This is a genomic window from Solwaraspora sp. WMMA2056 (assembly GCF_030345095.1).
Taxonomy (GTDB): Bacteria; Actinomycetota; Actinomycetes; order Mycobacteriales; family Micromonosporaceae; genus Micromonospora_E.
In genome coordinates this window covers 4,437,624-4,457,466 of record NZ_CP128360.1, presented here as the reverse complement: position 1 = coordinate 4,457,466, position 19,843 = coordinate 4,437,624, and the positions used below count along the sequence as shown (strand labels likewise).

Sequence of the window (19,843 nt, the reverse complement as noted above, 5' to 3'; positions counted from 1 at the left end):
CCTGATGACTCCGGGACCGCGCACACCACCGCCGATCAGCGACACCGACCCGTACCGTGTCACGCTGACGACCACCACCGGGGGCGGGCTCGCCGACCCCGCCCGGCCGCAGACGGCGCTCAGTGCCGGGGAACTGGCCCGCACGATCCTGCGTCGCGGTGGCGGTCGGGACGTCCAGGTGCTGGTTCCCGACGGTGCGCAGCACGCCGCCCTGCTGCAGGCACTGGCCGACCGGCTCGGCCGCGACGTGCTGATGGTGCCGGCCGGCGCGACCACGACCGGAGCCGACACCGCGACGCCGGTGGACCGCACCACCGGCGCCGTCGTCGACTGGCTACTCGTCCAACCACCGTCATTGGCGACCAGCCTGCCGGGCTGGTACGACCTCGACGGTGGCCGGATCCGCCACCGCCGAGGCTGGGCGGCGCTGCCGCTCGCCCGGGGCCTCGCCTTCACCACCCGGGAGGCGTTCCCGCTCGCCCGGGCGGCTGCCGCGAGCGTCGGGGTCGGACATCCCGCGATGGCGACCGTCGCGTTCAGTGTCGACGACGCCGCGCCGCTGCTGTGCGGCTACGACGGTGTGCGCGTCGCCGCGTCCGGCACCGATCTGGCGGCCGCGCTGTCCGCCGTCGCCCTGTACGGCGGTGACCTGCGGGTGTGGCCGCAGGTGCCTACGCCGCCCCCTTCTCAGGCCGACACCGACGGCAACGGCGACGGCGACCCGGAAGGCGCCGACCCTCGCACCGGCCGTCTCCTGGGAATCCGGGTCGACCCGGCCGACCGGCTCCGGCACGTCGGCCTCGGCGCCGAGGTCACCGACGGCCTCGCGGTCCACCTGACGGAACTGGCCGCCCGGGTCGGGGCCACCGTGTGGGCACCCCCGACCGGCAGCCGGGTCGTCCTGCTGGAAGGGGTACGCGACCTCGCCGTCCGTGACCGGGACGGTCGCCTGCGTAGCTGGCAGGCGTACCGGCCGCCCGGACCGGACCGGCCCGACCGGTTCTGGTCCGATCGGGACGGACGGCTCGTCCCGGTCGGCGGCACCATGGACGCGGCGGTCGGCCCCACCGGCGAGGACCAGCCCGGGCCTACCGCCAGCGGCGTCGAACTCGTCAGCGTCGCCACCGATGCCCGTCCGGCGGCGTTACGCCGATGGGCCACGGTCCGGCGCCGCGACGGCCTTTTCCGGATGGAGCTGGCGGTGCTGGACGACGGACGGCTGGCGGCGCGCCACGGCGACGGCGGGCTGCTCGCCGTCGGACCCCGGGAGTTCCGGGCGCTGCTGCGCCGGGCCGGCTGGACGGGGCAGGACCTCGCCCTGTTGACCCCGGTGCCACCCGAGCGGTTCGCCCAGCTCCGCGCCCACGTCACCGCGCTCGCCGACCAGATCCCCGCCGATATCTGGGCACCGGAGCCGGGTGCCCGACTCGCCGTGGTCGAGGGTCAGCCCCGGTCGCTGCGGGCCGCCGGGGCACCGGCCCGGTGGTGCCGGCTCGCGCCGGCCGCACCCGGCGCGACCGACCTGGTCACCGTCTCGGCCCGCTGGCGCAGCCATGACGGATGGCTGGTACCGACTCCCCCGACGCCGGCCGCCGACGGGGCCAGCGGCGGCCGTGTCACGGCCGGCACCTCCGCCGACCCGGCGCTGGACGATCCGGCACCGGACGCGCAGGCATCCGCCGACCCGACACCGGTCGACCCGCCGCCGCCGGGTCGACGCCCGCCGATGGTCTCCGCCGCCAGGGGCAGCCGGGCGCACGGGGTGAACTGGTTGCCGGAGCGACCCGACGTCAACGCGGAGACCTTCGACCTGTACGTCCCGGTCGCGCTGCCCGCCGCCCGGGTCGCCGCCGACGGGCTGCCCACCGCTGAGCTGTTCGTCGTCGGTCAACTCGATGCCGACCGGCTCCGGATGGCCCACTTCGGCGCTTCGGTGCTACGGGTGTCGGTCGCCCCGGGCGGGGCGGTGGCCACGACCGGGTTCACCGACACCGCACCCCCCGACCTGCGTCACCTGCTGCGCGGAGTCGACAGTTACCTGCTACCGGCCGGCTGGCTGGACCGGGTCCAGGTGGCGCAGGGCTGGACCCCGGCCGGCCCCGGCGAATGGCAGGCTCAGCCCGACGCGCCGCCAGCGGCGCTGCTGCTGCGCTGCACCGGTGCCCGGCACGGGGTCGACGGCCTGCCCAACGACGTGGTCCGCTGGCCGGCGGGACGCCGCGCCGCGACCGGGTACGCCGTACTGCCGACTGTCGGGGGCCCCGACGACGACCACCTGGCGGTCACCGGCTCCCGGCCGGCCGCACCCGCCGGCGCGGCGCGGCTGGTACAGCTGCGGATCGAGCCGGGTCAGGCGATCGACGTCGCGGCCAGCGCCGGCCGGATCGCGCCGCTGACCGCCGTACGGTCCCGACTCGTGACGCTCAACGCCGCCGGCGTCGAGGTTCTGGTGCCGCCGCGCAGCTACGACCGGGTCACCGTGACCCGGGTGTACGGCGCGGAGGACGGCCGCTGGGTCCTGCGTGCCCGGCGGGTCGAGTTGCCGCTGGCCACCCTGTTCACGCAGACCGGCTGACCGGCCGGTGTCTTGACGGCGGGTCCGTTGCGGGGACTGCTGGTCGACGACGATGGTCCGCTCCCAGTGGGTCCTGCTACGCCGGCCAGTAGGCCGGGCTCTGCACGGTCGACGGAGCGGGCACCTGGTACCACTGTCGAGTGCCGGGATCGTTCGGGTCGGCCGGCCCCGGCAGGTACCAGGAACCGGCCTCATCGCGGTAGTACTGCACACCGCCGACGAGCACGAATCCGGAGGTGGTCACCGCCGGCGCGTCCACGACGATCTCGGTCGTCAGCCCTCCACCCGGGTACGGCTGGTAGAACCGCACCCAGGACGGCGCGGTCGGGTCGGTGACCGCGCCGGCCGGCGGGTTGAACAGGTGACTCGCCGGTACGTAGACGTCCCCGACCGTGGTCTGTGGTGTCCCCCGCAGCTGCGGCGGCGGCCGGTTCTCGGCGAAGCTGCGGACGTAGTCGTCGGTGAGCTTGCCGGTGCCGACCGGGACCAGGCGCAGCGGCGCGCGGTAGTCGACCGCGTCGCTGACCATGCCGGCGGCCTGCTGTGCCCCGACCCGCACCTGGTAGGGCTGGCCGGCCTGCAGGCCATCGAGCCGGACGGTACCGCCGTCGAGGCGGACCACCACCGGGACGCTGCCCGCCATGGCGCTCGGAACCGACCCGGGCGGCGGCAACCCGGCGGTGGGGGCACCGTCACTGATCAGGGCGTACCCGGTGCCGTCAGGAAGGGTCCGCAGCCGGGCGGGGACGCCACCGGCCTGCCAGTCACCGTCGACCTCGACACGCGACACGTCGTGCGCCGACGGTTCGGCCCCGCTGGCCGCCGGTGGGGAGTGGTCGAGCAGGTAACTGGCGGTGTCGACGTCGAGCTGCCCCAGCGGCCAGTTCACCGGGGCCGACAACTGCGCCAGGTACGGGAAACGCGTGGCGGGCGAACCGTCCGGCGGTGGCGCCCAGTCGTTGAGGAAGAACAGCGCCGCCGCCTGCAGCATGTCCTGCGGGCGGGAGAAAACGGTGCCGAGGAAGACCCACAGCGGGGCGAAGTCGGTGGCGTCGACGTCGTCATGGATCGACCATCCGCCGTACGTCGACGGCGTGGACCCGGAGCGGCGCAGGTTGCCGACGCCCGACGCGGCGACCGGCGGTGCCGCACCACTACGCGCCAGCTGCAGCGCGGCCAACTGCATGCCGACCGCGATCTTGACCTGGGTCTGGATCACCGCCGCCAGCAGCGATCCGCGGAACAGTCGCCACTCCGGATGGTCGTAGTCGGTGAGACTGACCTGGTTGAAGCTGAGGCCCAGCTTGCGGTCGCGGTGCGCGTCGATCGCCGCCTCGGCGTCCCCGGGGTACGGCATGGTCGGATCCCAGCCCGGTTTGCGCTCGGTGAACCCGTGCTCGACCTCGCTGCGGGGGTCGCCCGCCAGCCGGTAGAGCACCTCCTCGTGCTGGTGGTACAGGCTGGCCAACGCCGCATATCCGGGCGCGCCGGCGTGCCGGGCGAGGAAGCCGCCACCGACGTGGACGTGGCCGCCCGATTCCCGGATGATCGTGGCCCCGCCGGGATCCGGGCTCCGCGTGTCGGTCTCCTCGTCGAGCACCGTCACCACGTCCCGGACCCGCACCGTCGCACCGGCGGCGCGGAGAATCTGCTCAATGGTCAGCAGGGTCGACCAGGTCTGTGGCGACGAGGTCAGTACCGGCGAGATGATCTCGCCGTCGACGGTGTCGTCCAGCTGGAACGACCACTCACCGGGCCGCAGCGGGCTGTGCGGGTCCTCCGGCTCGTCGGACCGGATCAGTCCGGCCGCCTGCAGCTGCGCGCCGATCGCCACGAGGCGATCGTCGACGCTTCCGGACGCTCCCTCGTCGTCGCGGTCGTTCGCCGGCAGCACGAACTCGATCTCGACCCCCCAGCGGACCTTCGACGCTGCCGGGTCCATCGCGTCGTCGGTCAGGAACGGCACCGGGAACTTCCCCTGTGCGATCCGATCGCGGATCCACTGCGGGACGTCGGACATCGACGGTGGCATGTCCAGATCCCAGGCCGTGTCGATCGTCGAGCCGGCTGTCGGTTGCCCAGCGGACGCGACGCCGTATCCGCTCGATGGGCCGCCGGGGTCGATGCTCTGGCCCGGATAGCCGTACGACGCCGGACCCGAGCCCAGCACGATCCCGCTGTCGTCGTCGCCAGGCCCGTCGACCGCTCGGAAGCCGTCGAAGTCGACCCCGTCGTTGAGGGTGTCCCAGCCCTCGTCGCCAAGATCCTCCGGGGTGAACAGCCGCCAGGGCCGGCCACCTGCCGAATCCTCCGGTGACACCGGCACCTGCAGCGGCGCGTGCGGCGAGGTCTCCGATCCGATCCGCAGGGCGGCGACCGGTGCCAGGATGTCGGCGTTCAGGGCGGTCGCGTAGTCGGCCACGAACCCGCCGTCGGTGACACCGACGCCGCAGGTGATCAGCGCGACGGGGCCCGACCGGTTGCCCAGCGGTGCGGTCATCCTCGCCAACTGCCCCGGTGTCACCGGTACCTGCCGGGTCCGGCCGTCCGCACCCCGCACCGGGACCGTCGTGCGGGTTCCGTCCGCGTGCACGACCACCACCGGCATGTCGCCCGGCGGCAGGAAGTCCTCCGGCGAGAACTGGTCCAGGTCCGCGTCGTCCAGCAGCGCGATCCCCGTACGGTTGCCGTCGAGTCGAACGCCCAGCACCTCCTGGCCGTCGAGGTACCAGCGCCGGTCGGCCCCACGGGTCAGCTCGGCCGGTCCGGGGGTGCGCGGCGTGACGTCGCCCGGCGTGGCCGGTGCCGTGCCGACGGGTACCGACGACGGGGTCAGCGCCGCGAAGATCGGATCATGCTCCATCGCGGCCCCGGCTGCTTCGCGTCCGGCGCCTCGTGCGTCACCCGGTGCCGGGGCCCCGGCCGGCGTCGTCGGCGGTGCGGTCGAGGTCGCACCGGCGGGCGGTGTCCTACCGGCGGGCCCGCCCGACTGCACCTGAGGCTGCACGACAGCGATGACTGGGTCACCCTCCGACTCGTCGTCAGAGTCTGACTCGTCGTCAGGACCCGGCTCGCCCTCGTCGCCAGGACCCGACTCCTCGTCAGAGTCGGGATCGTCGTCGACTTCGGAGATGCTCGACTCATCGCCCGACTCCGGGTCCACCGTGACGTCGCTGCCCGGCGGCAGCGGAACGTCCGTGGGCAGTCGTGTGGGCGCACTCGCCGACCAGCCGAGGAGACCGCCCGGGACGTCGATGGCCAGCGTCCCGGCCGGGCCGGTCAGGTAGACCGTCACGTCGTACCGGTAAAGGTGGTAGTCCCGCGCAGCTTCCACGTTGCGCTCGGAGACGTCCGCGATGGACGTCTCCCCGCCGGTCTCATGGCCCATGCCACCGGTGAACGGCGCGTCGGTACCGAGCCGGACGCCCTCCGCGACGTTACTGCGCCCCGACGGACCGACCGTCACCGTGGTGCCGGAGCTACGGGAGTGCCCGACGCTCGGCGCGGTCTCGTTCTGCCCGTACCGGCGACCCTTTCCCCGCATGGTCAGCGGGTCACCGGTCGGCGACCGGTAGTACTGGACAGCCTTGACGTCCACGGTCACGGTGAGGTCGGTGCCCGGGATCCGGTATCCACCGCCGAACACCTCAGGCAAGCGGACCTGCATCGAGGAGTCGTCGGCGTGGTCGTCGAGCGACAACTGCACCTCGCTGTGCCACGGCAGCCCGGGGACCTTGCCGTCGTCGACCGCCGATGGCGGCAGTCGCGTCGACGCGTTGACCAGGCCAGCGTACGTCTGCACCACATTGGCGATCTTCGCGAAGCGGGGTTGCAGGGTCGGGTCGGCGAGCAGGTCCCGGTTGGCCCGTGGACGGGCCGCCGGCCGGGGGCTCCATCGCACCGGCGGTGCGGCGGGGAAACCGGCAGGCCGCCCAGTGGTCGTGAAAACCCAGGTCCCCCGCTGGTCTGCGGACTCGGTGAGCGCCATCGGTACCAGCAGTTTCATCGTACCGGTCAACGCTTCGGGGGTGCTGACCTCCCAGTCCCACTCGATGAACCGGTTGTCGAACCACACCTGTCGGGCCCACTGCTCACCACCGGCGTAGAGCGAGTTGGTGAGGAAGAAGGATTCCCGGATCGCCGAGGAGATCAACTGCATCCAGTACGGCTTGTGATTGGTCAGGCCGATCCACACCTCGAATTCCATCGGCTGCACGAACTGGGTCGACCCACCCTTGATCCCGATCCGGAAGATGTCCTTGCCGTCGCGGGACATGCCGACGTCCGACTCGTTCTCCTGGGAGTAGGCGACACCGCCGGACGCGCCCGCGTCGGTGGCGGACGTCGGTTTTCCATACCCTTTCACGTTGACGACGGTCCAGGACCACTCGTCGCCCTTGCTGTCGGAGCGGGACGAGCCGTCCAGCGCCTCGGCGCGCAGCAGCAGGTCGACGTCCTGGCGGTTGCCGCTCGACGTCGGCTCCCCGACGAAGCGTCCCTTGACCTTGATCTGCATCAGCCGCAGATTCCGGAACGGACCGGGAACGACGAACAGCCCTCGGACACCGGTGCGGCGCAGCGCGAACTCCTGACTCTCCAGTGACCTGGAGGAGAACTGGCTGCGGACGGCCCGGCGTAGTGTCGTGTGCCGGTCCCCGGCCGGGATCAGGCCCTGCTCCCGCATCGTCGTCTCGATGAAGGTCAGAACCCCGTCGGCCTGCAACCGTTCCGGGTGGCTCATCGCCTGGGCCAGGTCCGGGTCCACGTGCAGGGGCGCCACCGCCGGCAGCGGCGTCACCGGCGGCGCGGTCCCCGGCGGCGGAGCCGCCGTTGCGGCCGCCGGCGTGGGCAGCGGCAGACTCAGGTCGCGGGCGGTCTCGACCGGCATCATGAAATCGAGCCCGCTCGGCACCTTCAGGTACCCCGTCCGGGTGGTGCTCGCCGGGGCACCCGGCCGGTCCGGGGTGAAGAAGTCCTTCAGGTCGTTCCACTCGACGATCGACAACTCCAGCAGCACGTCACCCTGGTAGATCCCTTTGTCACCGCCGTACGTGGCGCGGCTGATGTCGGCACTTCCGACGCTGTCGGAATTCTCCTGGCCGATGGACCCCTTCTTGCTGGGACCGGCGAGTTCCACGTCGACCCGGCCGATCGCGGCCTCGTCGTCGCCGCTCGGGTCGGGGGCCAGGTAGGTGCCCGACGGGGCGAACCCGTACGTGACGTGGGAGCCCTTCTCAGACCCTCGTTCGCGCTTACCGGCGCGCTTGAGATAGTGCTCGATCTCCACGGATCCAGAGATACGGCCGGCGCCGGGCGGCACCACCCGGGCGCGGACGATCAGCACCATGTGCGAGGTGAGGCCCTCGTCCAGCGAGATGATCCAGCCACGACCGTCGGTGAGTTCACCGAAATGGGCGTTCAGGTGGTTGGGGATGCCGATCTGCCACAGCTCCCGCGGCCAGTTCAACGGATCGTCGAACCAAACCTGGGACTTTCCGGTGGTCTGCCGGTAGAGGTGCGCGGCAAAGACGACCGCCTCCGGAATGGCGACGAAGGCGGTCTCGACGGTGTTGACGCCGTACAGGTCGAACCGAACAAAGTCGACCGAGTCGACGTCCTCCCGGAGCGCCGACCACTGTGTTCCGACGGTGTCACCAGCGGTGACGGTGTTCGCCTGGTTCACCTGGTCGAGGGTGAGCGGGGTGGCCGGCAGATGCTCGACCGGCGTCACGATGCCGGCCGGCGCGCCAAAGGTCCAATTGTGGCGGAGGGCACCGGCCTTCGCTTCCCGAACGACCAGCAGGTACACCGCACGGTAGCCGTTGTCGATCACGTCACCGGTGGTCTCGGTCCGACGGTACGACTCGACCGCGACCGACCAGGTGTCGCTGTGTCCGCTGGACCAGCCCTGTTCCCGGCTGACCGGCAGGCCGGCCCGGCTGTTGCTGGTCATCGGAATCGCCAACCCGCCGGCGACGACGAAGCCCCAGCTCAGCTCGTTGCCCGTCGTGCTGGAGTGGCCGGACGAGGTGATCGTCCGGGTGTTGACGCTCATCGGATACCGGCTGCTGTCGAGGTGATCCTCCAGGTAGACCGTCAGCATGATGTCGTACTTCTTGCCATTGACCTTGACGGTGAACGGGTCACCGACCAGGTGCCGGTTGAGGTCGGCTTCCAGCGCGGGACGGCTCAGCCGGCTGATCGTCCGGTTGGTGTCACGGTCGAGCGTTTTCACGCCGCCGAGGAACTTCAGCGCATGCTCGATGGTGAGCACCACCACCTCGGAACCGGGCAGTGACACCGGCACCCCCCAGCCGGTGCCGCGGCGGGTCGCCAGCGCCAGCGACTCGTTCGCCGTCGGCGCGGTGATCCGGCGGCCGCGATGGTGCGGCATCGCCACCGGTGCCGTCGCAGCGGTGCGCCGCTGCGGAGTCCATCCGGCTCGCGGAGTCCCTGGCGGTACCGTCAGACCAAGCAGTTGATTCAGGAGCGTCCGCTGATTGCCCTGCGGCACGGGCAAGGCTGCCGGCGGCCTACGCGCCTGGTGCTGAATCCCGTCGGACAGCGCCCCACCGGTGAAGGCCCGCTCGAAGCGCCGTCGGTCCGGTACGGCGACGCCGAGCTCGGCGGGGATCCCGCTGCGGCCGACTGGCGGAATCGTGAAGTTGTCCAGCTCGGTCGTCAGGACGGCCCGGTACTGCACGTGGTACCGGGCCTGATCGGCACGGCGGACCAGCACCACATGGTTGGACACGTCGCTACTCAGGTCGAGGGCCATGCTCTCGCCGCTGGAGATCTTGCCCTCGACACCGAGCGTCCCGGTCACCCGCTGGCCGGTATCGCCGACCGGCGACGTGGCCGGGTGCACCAGGCTGATCGCGTTGAACGACGGATCGAAGGCCAGCCCGCTGGAGGCGCTCACCCCCTCGCTCAGGCTGATCACCACGCTCATGTCGTCGCGCACCTCGACCTCGGGCGCCGACCCGATGTACTGCACCCAGAGCGGCTCGACGGTCAGCTTCAGACTGCCCGTGACCCCGTCGACCGCCAGCGCGTCGGTGCGCACCCCGCCGGACATCAGGTGCGTACTGCGGTTGATCAGGCTCCGCTCGTTGAGCAGTTGCGCGGTGCCGACAGTGGCGACGCCGACCCGCTGCTGCGGCGTCAACTTGCTGCCCGCCAGTTGTCGGTGCCACTGCAGGATCAGCGGGGTCAGACCGATGGCGTTGAGCACCGGCCGGGCCCGGGTCGGCCGGTGCTCCTCCTGCCGCTGCGGTGGCGACTTCTCGGTGTCGACCGGCCATCCGTTGTCCCGGCTGGTGTACTGCTGGGGAACGACGACCACGAGACCACTGCGCGACGGCGGCAGGTCGGCGGTGGTCCCGAAGCGCCGCCCGTCGGCGTACACCTCGAAGCGCAGTCCGGCGTCGAACATCGTCGTCTTCTTGACGAACATCTGCCGACCGGTGACCAGGGTCCGGTTCTGCGACTGAGGTGTCGCGTACGTCCCCTCCAGCTTGACCGGGAAGTTGAAGATCAACCGGCTGACCCGCTTGGCGAAGCCGGTGAGTCCGACCAGCATCAGCTCGATCGGCGCCGGAAGCCCCTGGTTGGATTCGCGGTCCTGGGAGGTGTTCGCCGACCCGGAGCCGAAAACGACCTTGTACGGGACAGGTCCGGTGCGGGTCCGCTGGTGCGGCCGTCCGTGGGTGACGACCGGCCGGATCCAGACCAGCCGGCCGGCGGCCTCGACGGTGATCCCCCGAACGAGGACCTGGTCCCATTTTTCGAGAAATTCGCTGTACTCGTCGTCGATGAACGGGTCCGGTGAGCCGTCCGTAGCCCCGCCCGCCGACGCTGGCGGGGTGTACAGGTCGGTCAGCGCCTCGCGGGCCGCACGCCGGACGGCGTCCCGCTCACCGGCAGTGAAGATTGCGGATGTCGAATCGGACACCAGGTCCTGCAGCAACTCACCGACAAGGTTCTCCACCGGCTGGCCGGCAGGCGGTCCCGCCTGGTAGGCGTACATCTGACCGAGCGCCCCGCCGTACTGCGGGCCGGTGTACCAGGGCAGGACCGGAGGTTCGGTGAACAGCTCGGCCAGATTCAGGTCGTCCGGAAAGTCGTACGGACCAGGATCTGGTTCGTCGAACAGCTCGGCCAGATTGAGGTCGTCCGAGAAGTCGTACGGACCAGGCGGTGGCTCAGCGAAGAGGTGGGCCAGCGGCAGGTCGTCCGGAAAGTCGTACGGTCCTTCGACGGCCGGTTCGGTCGAGCGCTCCGGTCCGCTGCGCTCGTCGTCACCAGCCACTGGTAGGTCACTCGACATCAGCGGTACCGGGAGCCTGACCGCGCGGTCCGCGTCGCCGTGGTCACTGGCCCGACCGGCGGCGTCGAGGTCGTCCCCTCCGAGGTCCGAAACGCTGTCAGACTCGGCGTCGCTGGTCGTCACAGGCCGCTGTGGCACGGTCGACACCTCTGGACCAGCATCCGTCGGCACCTCCGGACGCTGGCGGCCCGGCCCTGCCCGCCCGACGACCGGGGTGGTGTCGTTCGACGTCGTCGCCGGCCGGTGCGGGCCGGCCGACGTCTGGCCCGGTGCCCGGGGGGCGTGTTCGTTGGCGACCGGCCGGACCGGCCGGTCCACGCCGTGGTAGCCGCCGTCGGTGCCGACCGGGCCGATGAGCCGCTCGAGCAGGTCCAGGTGACGCTGTCGCAGCCCGCCGTCGCGCCAGAGGTGCCAGTTGTCGGCCGGGGTCGCCGTACCGTCCTCGGTGGGCTTGGGCGCGGTGAAGTCACCGAGCAGGCTGCCCGGGATCGAACCGGTGCCGGACCGGTCGTCGCGCAGGCCCAGTTGGTGCATGAGTTCGTGGGTGTAGTACTCCCCCTGCGCGTCGGCCCACCACGCGTACTGATGCATCTGTTGGTCCCGCTCGACCAGGTCGACGACCTGGTGCGCGCTCTGCGGCGAGTCGGCGCGCAGCACGGTGACGTGCACCTGGTCGCCGTTGCCGATCAGGTTGCCGGCGCTGTTGACGTACTCGTGCACCCCGGCCGCCAACCGCTGGTGGATCGCGTCGATACCAGCCGGCCCGACCCCGGTCGTGTCGTTGATCCACACCCGTACCTCGAGGTCGGTGAACCACTGACCCTCGTGGAACACCCGGCGGACGTCGAAGCCGGACCGCACGACGAGCCGTTGGTCGCCATCGGGTCCGAGCTGGTGCGCGGGATCACCCCAGAAGTGTTCGCGTACGCCGACGCTCGCCTCGGCACGGGCCGCCGCCCAGGCGGGGTCGTCGGCGGGCGTCGGCGGCGGCACGACCCGTGGCGGGGCGGGCGGCGCCGACGGTGGCGGTGGCGGTGGCGGCTCTGGCTGGACGGGTACGGGTGGGGCAGCGCTGTCACGCGGTTGCCGCGCGTCCGCCGTCTGCTCCGGCGGAGGGGCGATTTCCGCCGGTGCCGGCCCGACCGGGGTGGGTGGCGACACCGTCACGTCCGAGGTCACCGTGGTCGGCACGGTCGGCACCGGGCCGGCCGACGGCGGGGGGACCACCGCGCCGACCGACGGCGGGGAGATCACCGGAGCGAGGGGGTCGACGGCCGAGGCACTGACCACCGGCGGTCGGGGCACCGGACCGGAGGCGATCGGCTCCGGTCCGGGGCGGTCCAGCGGGCCGGGGCGGTCCAGCGGGCCGGGGCGGTCCAGCGGGCCGGGGCGGTCGGCCCGCTCCGGGGTCGGGGCGTCGACCGGCCGGGCCTCGGGCGGCGTACTCCCGTGCTTCTCGGTCGCCGGCTGGCCTTGGGCAGGCGGTGGCGAGGAGTTGGTCGGCGGCGCGGTACCGGGCGGCACACCACCGGGACCGGAGGTGACGACCGGCGGCGGTCCGAAGCTCAACCGGCCGAGCCAGTTGCCCAGCGGCTGGGCCAGCTTCAGCTCGGTGATGGTCTGGATCGCTGCGGCGCCGGCGGCGAGGCCGGGCATCTCGGGGTCGATGTCGACCCTGCCGTACACGGCGGCACCGGATATCACTTCGCCGATCGTCTCGCCGATGGCGGTGCCGATGGCGACAGAGGTGAGGACGATCGGCAGCCGGAGGTGGCGCGTCGGTGACGGGCCACCTGCGGTCCGCCCGTCCGGGCCGCCGGTACGGCCGGGGCCGGTGTCCGGGCCACCCTTTTCCCGCGAACCGTCACCGGCACCGCCGCGCCCCACCGGCGGCGGCGATTTTTCGGTGAAGACGCCTGCGCCCCGGCCGGGGCCGCCGCCAGGCGGGTCGAGGTCGAACCTGCCCGGTCCGTCGCGTCCCGGCCGGGGTGTCGGAAGGAGCTTGCGCAGCAGGTTGGCGGTGATGAAGTGCTGGAACATCTCCGAGAAGTAGCCACTGATGAACGACGACGACAGATGTTTGCCGTTGACGTCCTTCCGGTGGCCCTTCTTGATCTGGTAGTCCTGTACCCCGCCCGACATGCCGAGTTCGATGACGCCGCCGATCGGGCCGTGGATGAACACGCCCTGGGCAGCGGTCTTGAACCAGGGCGAATTGACGAACGACTTGAACCAGGGGGTGTTGACGACGGTCTTGAACAGCGGTGACGAGACGATCCGCATGATCAGGCGCTGCATCCCCAGCCGCACCAGCATCCGGGTGATGGCGAACTTGATCGGCAGCAGGGCCGTGGACAGGCCGAAGCTGACGTAGGACATCGCCACGGCGATCGCGATCTCGAAGAGCAGCACGATCAGCTCGGCGATGATCATGAGTTTCATGTACTCGGCTTCGGTGGCGACCTCGCCGGCGAACGCGGCGAGTGCCCGTGCCTGCTCGGCGGCTCCTTCCAGCACCGAGACGTCACCGGAGACGAACTGCTCCATGTGCATGGCGAAGGCTTCGGCTGCCTGACCGTCGAAGGACCTGCGGACGCCGACCACCAGGAACTCGACATGGGCCTGCAGCTCACCGAGGTCGAGAGACACCCCGAGATAGAGGTCCTGCACGGTACGCAGCATGTCCTCGTTGATGTCCGGCATGCGCGAGCCGGTGAGGACCATGAAGAGGTTGTTGATCTCCTCGGAGGGCTGGATCGCCACAGCTCACCCCGCTGCCGGCGGTGGACTCACCAGCGCCGGCCCTGGTTCCCTGCTTCCACTTCACCCTGGGCGAACGTTTCGCTGGCCTGCTGACCACCCTCGTCGGTCATCATCAGCACCCCACGGACCCGCGTGACGAGGACCTTCAGGTTGTCCGTCGGGCCATCCACCTTGGACCGATAGGTCTGCGCGATCTCGTCGGAGGTGCTGCCCGCACCCGCGAGATTGAGGTCGTGGATCTGCTCGATCGTCTCACCGAGTCGCCCCAACACCTGCTCGGCCTGGCCGAACCGGGCGAACCGCAACCGCAGATCGCTGGGTACTACAAGCTCGGACACGCGACTCCCCCCGGCAATCCCCGCGCCACCGCACGCCCACCCGGCAGCGCTAGGACAACTCTGCATGGTCAACCCTGCAGACCGCCGCCGGCTGTCGCCATGGACATTTCCCTAGACTTGGCCTGGCAGACCCCGTCGAGCAGGCCCTGCCCACGGAGTGATCCGCCCGCTGGTCAGCTCCGACAGGCGACGATGACTTCCGCGACCTGACGCAGCGCGACCGCATGCTCGGGATGGCGGGTCGCCAACCCGACCGATCAGCTCCACGCCCGACACCCGGTCCGATGGCGGCACCCGCAGGATGCGTGCCAGTGCCACCGCCTCCGGTAGCCGCCCATCCAGGACCAGGTCGACCGCCTGCCGGACGGCGGCCACGCCGGTGAGCTGGCCCGCCGCTGGTGGCTGCGCGCGCAGGTGCCGCCTCAGCGTCAACCTGGTCGCCGGGGTGGTCGACCCCGGCCGCGCCGGAGTGGACGATGGTGCGGTCAGGATGGCACCCAGCTCGCCGGCCCACTGACGCAACTGCCGCCAGGCGGCCTCGCGGGGATCGGCGGCCAGCTCCCGGCGAGCGTCGGCGAGCGCGGCACCGGCATCGGCATGCGCCCGGTGAGCGTCGATGGCCGGTTGTGCCGTCCGCAGCACAGCCCAGGCCTGCGCGACCAGGGGATCCGGTGCGGTGGACGAGGCCGACGCGTCGACCGGGCCGGCCGCCGGGGCCAGTACCCGTACCAGCAGATCCGCAGCGCCGCGCCAACGCTCGTCGGCCGCCGCGCGGTCCGCTGGTGCGGCCGCGATCGCCGCGTCACGGGCACGACGGGCGGCGACCACCGCGTCACGCAGCGGACCGGACGCCGGCGTCGCGTCCCGGGCGGCGGCGTCCCATGCGTGGTCGGCCGCGGCAGCGGTTCCACGTAGCGCATCAGGCCGGCGGCGTACTGCCCGGACCAGCCCTTCTGCTTGACCTTGACGCCGGTTCCGGAGGTGACGGACCGACTCGCTGTGTTCGGTCTGGGTCTCCTACAGCCCATCTTCCGACCTGTTCAGCCCGCTCGTGCACGCCGAGGGCGGCCGGCTGACCCAACTCGACGCCGACGGCCGGGTGGTCCACCTGTCACCGACGTTCGTGGGGCAGCTGCGCCGGAAGCCGACCGAGGTGCACGGCTGGCCCTTCGCCGATCTGCTGCACCCCCGCCACCGGGCCGAGTTCCGCAGCGTTTCGAGGCGTTGCGCTCCGGTACGCGCCCGTACTTCTCCCGCCCGGCGACGCTGGACCGGCCGGGCGGCGGGGCGATGGCCGGCCGACTCACCACGATCGCGCTGCTCCGTCGTAGCGGGGCCCGGGTGCTGGAGGGGGTGGCCGCCGGCGCGTCCACTGCCGAACTGGCGGCGGCGCTGCACCTGAGCCCGCAGGGCGTGGAGTACCACGTCGCCGCGCTGCTGCGTCGGCTGCATGCGGCCAACCGGCCGGCGCTGGTGGCCCGCGCCTATGCGCTCAGGGTGCTCGACGACGGACAGTGGCCGCCGCGGGTCGCGCCCGACGCGGTACGCGACAGTGGCCCCCGGCCCGGTGCCCGTGGCTGAACCCGGCTGACTCCGGTCAGTCGAGTTTGCCGATGTCCCGGGCGGCCTGACGGATCGGGCCGAGCAGATCTTCCAAAGGATTGTCGCCGACCATCGTGTCCCGGATGCCGGTGCCGCGTTCGACGAACGAACGCACCACCTGGTCGGTCTCGGCCGTCATCTTCGTCCGGGCCTGTTGGTAGGCCCCGAGGATCGCTCTGGCCAGATCGGATCCGGCCATCGACCGGTACGCGGCGCCGTGAAAGTCGATCTCCTTCAGCTCACCCTGCGCGCCGACGACCACTGTCAGCGCCCGGTCCGCAGTGGTCACCGAGGCGCTGCGCTCCTGCAGCGACCGCTGCATCTGCGCCAGCTCCTCCTGATAGCGGCGGACCTCCGCCATGCCCTGCTGGATCCGGGCGTCCCACGCGGAGGTCATCAGCCGCCCAGGATGTTGGTGCTGCGCCGGTCGGAGTCGATGTGGATGTTCTGCATCTCGCCCAGCGCCATCGCGCCCTTGCCGAACGAGTTCTGCATCTGCTCGTCAGCCTGCGCCACGGCCAGCTTGAACGCGTCCCACTGCGGACGGGAACCGTCGGCGTCGAAGGTCTGCTCGAACGGAACGAGGCCCTGCATGAGCTGCTGCATGGCGTTTCGCATCTGTCCCGTCGCCTGCACCATGTCGTCGATGGCCTGGCTCAGGCCCGGGTGGTTCAGGTGGATGTCGGCCACAGCCACTCCTTAGGACGAAACAGCATCGTACGGTCCCCGCACGCCGCACGGTACGGCCTGCCCCGCCGCCCAGGCCAGGGTGGCGCGGTCCCGTACCCCGATTACTAGTGACCACCCCAGCGTTGCCGACCACGCCGTCGGGCCCGCCGACACCCCTGGAGTATCCTGTGCGCGAAGTCAGGTTCGACAGATTCGGTCCGCGACGTCGGGGCCACCATATGGCGTCCGGTCCTCACAACTCGACGGGACGGCGATGCCCGCGTGACGCGCCAGGTGCTGACGGTCGACCCGTCCCGCCCCGGGGGCCATCGCACGATCTCCGATGCTCTGCGCGCGGCCCAACCCGGCGCGCTGATCACGGTCGCACCCGGTCAGTACGACGAACGCCTGACCGTGACCACGGTGGTCACCATCACCGCCACCGACGGCCGTGGTTCGGTGCGGATCACCACCCGTACCGGGCCCGTGATCCGGGTGCTGGGCGAGGCGGTCAAGCTGGCCGGTCTGGTCCTGCAGGGTCAGGACGCCGAGGCCGCGACCCTGGAGGTGCTGCGCGGGCAGGTGGAGGTCGACGACTGCGAGGTCGCCGGTGCCGGCTGGACGGCGGTCCTGGCCGCCAACCAGGGAGCGGTGGCGATGCGCGGCTGCCGGGTCGTCAATCCCGAAGGTGCCGGTGTCGTCGACACCTCCGGGGCCGGCAGCGTGCTGGAGGACAGCGTCGTCGAGCACGTCGGCACGTCCGCCCTGGTCATCGCCGAACGCGGCGACCCGGTGGTACGCCGGTGCGTGCTGCGCGACGCCCGGGGCAACGGCATCTGCGTCAACGGGCAGGGCCGGGGGCTGATCGAGGACTGCGAGGTGTCGGCGACCGACAAGCCGGCGATCGCCCTGGAGCAGCAGTGCACCACCCGCATCCGGCGGACCACCGTCCGGGACACCGACGTCGGCATCTACGTGACCAGCAAGTCCCGGGTGACACTGACCGACTGCCAGGTCAGCGACACCCGCAGCCACGGTGTGGTCGTCGGCGACGTCTCCGACCCGGTCGTCGACGGGCTGCGGGTGGACCGGCCAGGCGGGTACGGCATCTGTGTGGTGGAGCAGGCCCGGGGCACCTTCAGCCGGTGCGAGGTCACCGAGGCGCGCATGGACGGACTGTTCGTCAAGGGCGCGGCCGGACCGGTGCTGACCGACCTCACCGTACGGCGGGCCGGCGGCTGCGGCGTCGCGGTACTCGAACGGGCGAACCCGCAGCTGCACCGGTTGACCGTCGAGCGTGGCACCGGAGCCGCGGTGCGGGTCGACGATTCGGCCACTCCCCTGCTGCGGGACTGCCAGCTGACCGGCACCGACGGCCCGGGTCTGCTGATCGAGGGCGCCGGCCAGGGCCGGGTCGAGGGCGGCGAGATCACCGAGGTCGGGGCGGACGGGGTCCGGGTGGCCGGTACGGCGCATCCCCGGCTGACCGCCGTCACCATCCGCGACGCGGCGCAGCACGGCGTGTCGGTCGGTGGCCGGGCCCGGGTGACCGTCACCGACTGCGAGACGACCCGGTCGGGTGGTCACGGGCTGCTCGCCGAGGAGCAGGCCCAGCTGGTCGCGGACCGGTCCCGTAGCCTGCGTAACCGTCGGCACGGGGTGCAGGTCGGCGGGCAGGCGCGGGCGTCACTCACCGGCTGCACCGTCAGCGAGAACAGCGGGGACGGGGTCCGGGTCGACAGCGCCGAGCCGGTCACGTTGACCGACTGCCAGCTGACCGGTAACCGGGGCGCGGGGCTACGGGAGGCCGTCGGCGCGGCCCGGGTCAGTGCCGACAACGTCGTGGACCGCGACAACGACTCCGGCACGGTGGCCGGCGCGGACGGCGGAGGTGACCACGGCGACGTCGCTGACGGCAGCCCGCTGCGGCAGTTGCAGGCCATGGTGGGGCTGCCGACCGTGAAACGGCAGTTGACCAGCCTCGTGGACCTCAACCGGATGGCCCAGCGGCGGCGGGCCGCCGGTCTGCCGGTGCCGCCGACCAGCCGCCACGTCATCTTCGCCGGCCCGCCCGGGACCGGGAAGACCACGGTCGCGCGGCTGTACGGCGGCATCCTCGCCGAGCTGGGTGTGCTGCGCAGCGGACATCTCGTCGAAGTCGGCCGGGGCGATTTGGTCGCCCAGGTCATCGGCGGTACGGCGATCAAGACGACCGACGTGTTCACCACCGCGCTCGGCGGTGTGCTGTTCATCGACGAGGCGTACACCCTGACTGCCCAGGAGTCGGCCGGCGGGCACGATTTCGGCCGTGAGGCCGTCGACACCCTGGTGAAGTTGATGGAGGACCACCGCGACGACGTCGTGGTGATCGCCGCCGGCTACTCCGACGACATGCGGCGGTTCGCCGCGTCGAATCCCGGGTTGGCGTCACGGTTCAGCCGGACCATCGAGTTCGAGAACTACACCAGCGACGAGATGGTCACGATCGTCGGTCAGCTCGCCGCAGAGCATCGCTACCGGCTGGGGCCGGGCACCGCCGAGACGCTCGCGGCGCACTTCGACCGGATGCCGCGCGACCGCACCTTCGGCAACGGCCGGACCGCCCGACGGACCTTCGAGGAGATGGTGGACCGGCAGGCCGGCCGGCTCGCCGCGCAACCCGAGGTGGACGGCGACGAGCTGACCACCCTGCTGCCGCCGGACGTCGCCGACCACCACGGCGCGACGGGACAGCCGGACGCCGACGGGCCGGTCGAGCGGCTGCGCGGCATGATCGGTCTGCGTGGGGTGAAGGACGCCGTCGAGGACCTGGTCAACCTGCTCGCGGCGGCCCGGATGCGACGCGCGGCCGGGCTGCCCGCGATGTCGATCGACAACCACCTGGTGTTCGCCGGGCCGCCCGGAACCGGCAAGACGACCGTCGCCCGGCTCTACGGTGAGCTGCTGACCTCGCTGGGCCTGCTGCGGACCGGGCAGCTGGTCGAGGTGGCGCGGGCCGACATCGTCGGCCGCTACATCGGCCAGACGGCACAGCTGACCCAGGAGGCGTTCGACCGCGCCCGGGGCGGGGTGCTGTTCATCGACGAGGCGTACACGTTGACCTCCACCGGTGGCGCGGTCGCCGACTTCGGGCAGGAGGCGGTGGACACACTGCTGAAGCTGATGGAGGACCACCGCGACGACGTGGTGGTGATCGCCGCCGGCTACTCGGCGCAGATGCGCCAGTTCCTGTCGTCGAACCCGGGGCTGGCGTCACGGTTCAGCCGGACCATCACCTTCGACAGCTACTCCGACGACGAGTTGGTGACGATCGTGGCGCAGGCGGCCGGCGCGGACGGCTACGAGTGCGCCCCTGCGACGCTCGACGCGCTGCGGGCCCACTTCGCGGCGGTGCCCCGCACCGAGACCTTCGGCAACGCCCGGTACGCCAGGACGCTGCTGCAGGCCATGGTGACCCGGCAGGCCGGGCGGCTGCTGGCCCGGCCCGGGGCCAGCGTCGACGAGATGCGGCTGTTGCTCCCCGACGACCTGCCCGAACGCGTCGGCGTCGGCTGACCCGGTCAGGCG

At 71.7% G+C, this 19,843-nt stretch carries 8 protein-coding genes; 3 read left to right on the top strand and 5 right to left on the bottom strand.

What is annotated here, in order from left to right; translation table 11 throughout:
- The first annotated feature begins 4 nt into the window (after nucleotides 1-4).
- Nucleotides 5-2,575 (top strand): hypothetical protein, encoded by a 2,571-nt coding sequence (locus tag O7608_RS20070; RefSeq protein WP_289206071.1) that lies wholly within the window; start codon nucleotides 5-7, stop codon nucleotides 2,573-2,575.
- Between the two features lie 76 nt (nucleotides 2,576-2,651).
- On the opposite strand, the gene O7608_RS20065 is transcribed toward O7608_RS20070, so the two are convergent.
- From O7608_RS20065 to O7608_RS20055, 3 genes are all read right to left on the bottom strand, one after another.
- On the bottom strand, nucleotides 2,652-13,667 hold the full coding sequence (locus tag O7608_RS20065; protein ID WP_289206070.1) for a WXG100-like domain-containing protein: 11,016 nt from the start codon (nucleotides 13,665-13,667) through the stop codon (nucleotides 2,652-2,654).
- Between the two features lie 26 nt (nucleotides 13,668-13,693).
- Nucleotides 13,694-14,005, bottom strand: coding sequence for a hypothetical protein (locus O7608_RS20060; RefSeq protein ID WP_289206069.1), 312 nt, complete (start codon nucleotides 14,003-14,005; stop codon nucleotides 13,694-13,696).
- A gap of 111 nt (nucleotides 14,006-14,116) precedes the next feature.
- The gene (locus tag O7608_RS20055) at nucleotides 14,117-14,833 is read right to left on the bottom strand and encodes a hypothetical protein (RefSeq protein ID WP_289206068.1); all 717 of its coding nucleotides are present in this window, start codon (nucleotides 14,831-14,833) and stop codon (nucleotides 14,117-14,119) included.
- Between the two features lie 396 nt (nucleotides 14,834-15,229).
- Here O7608_RS20055 and O7608_RS20050 point away from each other — a divergent pair, with 396 nt between their 5' ends.
- Entirely contained in the window at nucleotides 15,230-15,586 is a 357-nt protein-coding gene (locus tag O7608_RS20050) for a response regulator transcription factor (protein WP_289206067.1), read from the top strand.
- 16 nt (nucleotides 15,587-15,602) lie between these two features.
- On the opposite strand, the gene O7608_RS20045 is transcribed toward O7608_RS20050, so the two are convergent.
- Entirely contained in the window at nucleotides 15,603-16,004 is a 402-nt protein-coding gene (locus O7608_RS20045; protein WP_289206066.1) for a YbaB/EbfC family nucleoid-associated protein, read from the bottom strand.
- Complete coding sequence (locus tag O7608_RS20040) at nucleotides 16,004-16,297, bottom strand: hypothetical protein (RefSeq protein ID WP_289206065.1); 294 nt, start codon at nucleotides 16,295-16,297, stop codon at nucleotides 16,004-16,006. Before O7608_RS20040 ends, O7608_RS20045 begins: the two co-directional genes overlap by 1 nt.
- 261 nt (nucleotides 16,298-16,558) lie before the next feature.
- On the opposite strand from O7608_RS20040, the gene O7608_RS20035 reads away from it, so the two are divergent.
- On the top strand, nucleotides 16,559-19,831 hold the full coding sequence (locus tag O7608_RS20035; protein WP_289206064.1) for a right-handed parallel beta-helix repeat-containing protein: 3,273 nt from the start codon (nucleotides 16,559-16,561) through the stop codon (nucleotides 19,829-19,831).
- Nucleotides 19,832-19,843 lie beyond the last annotated feature (12 nt).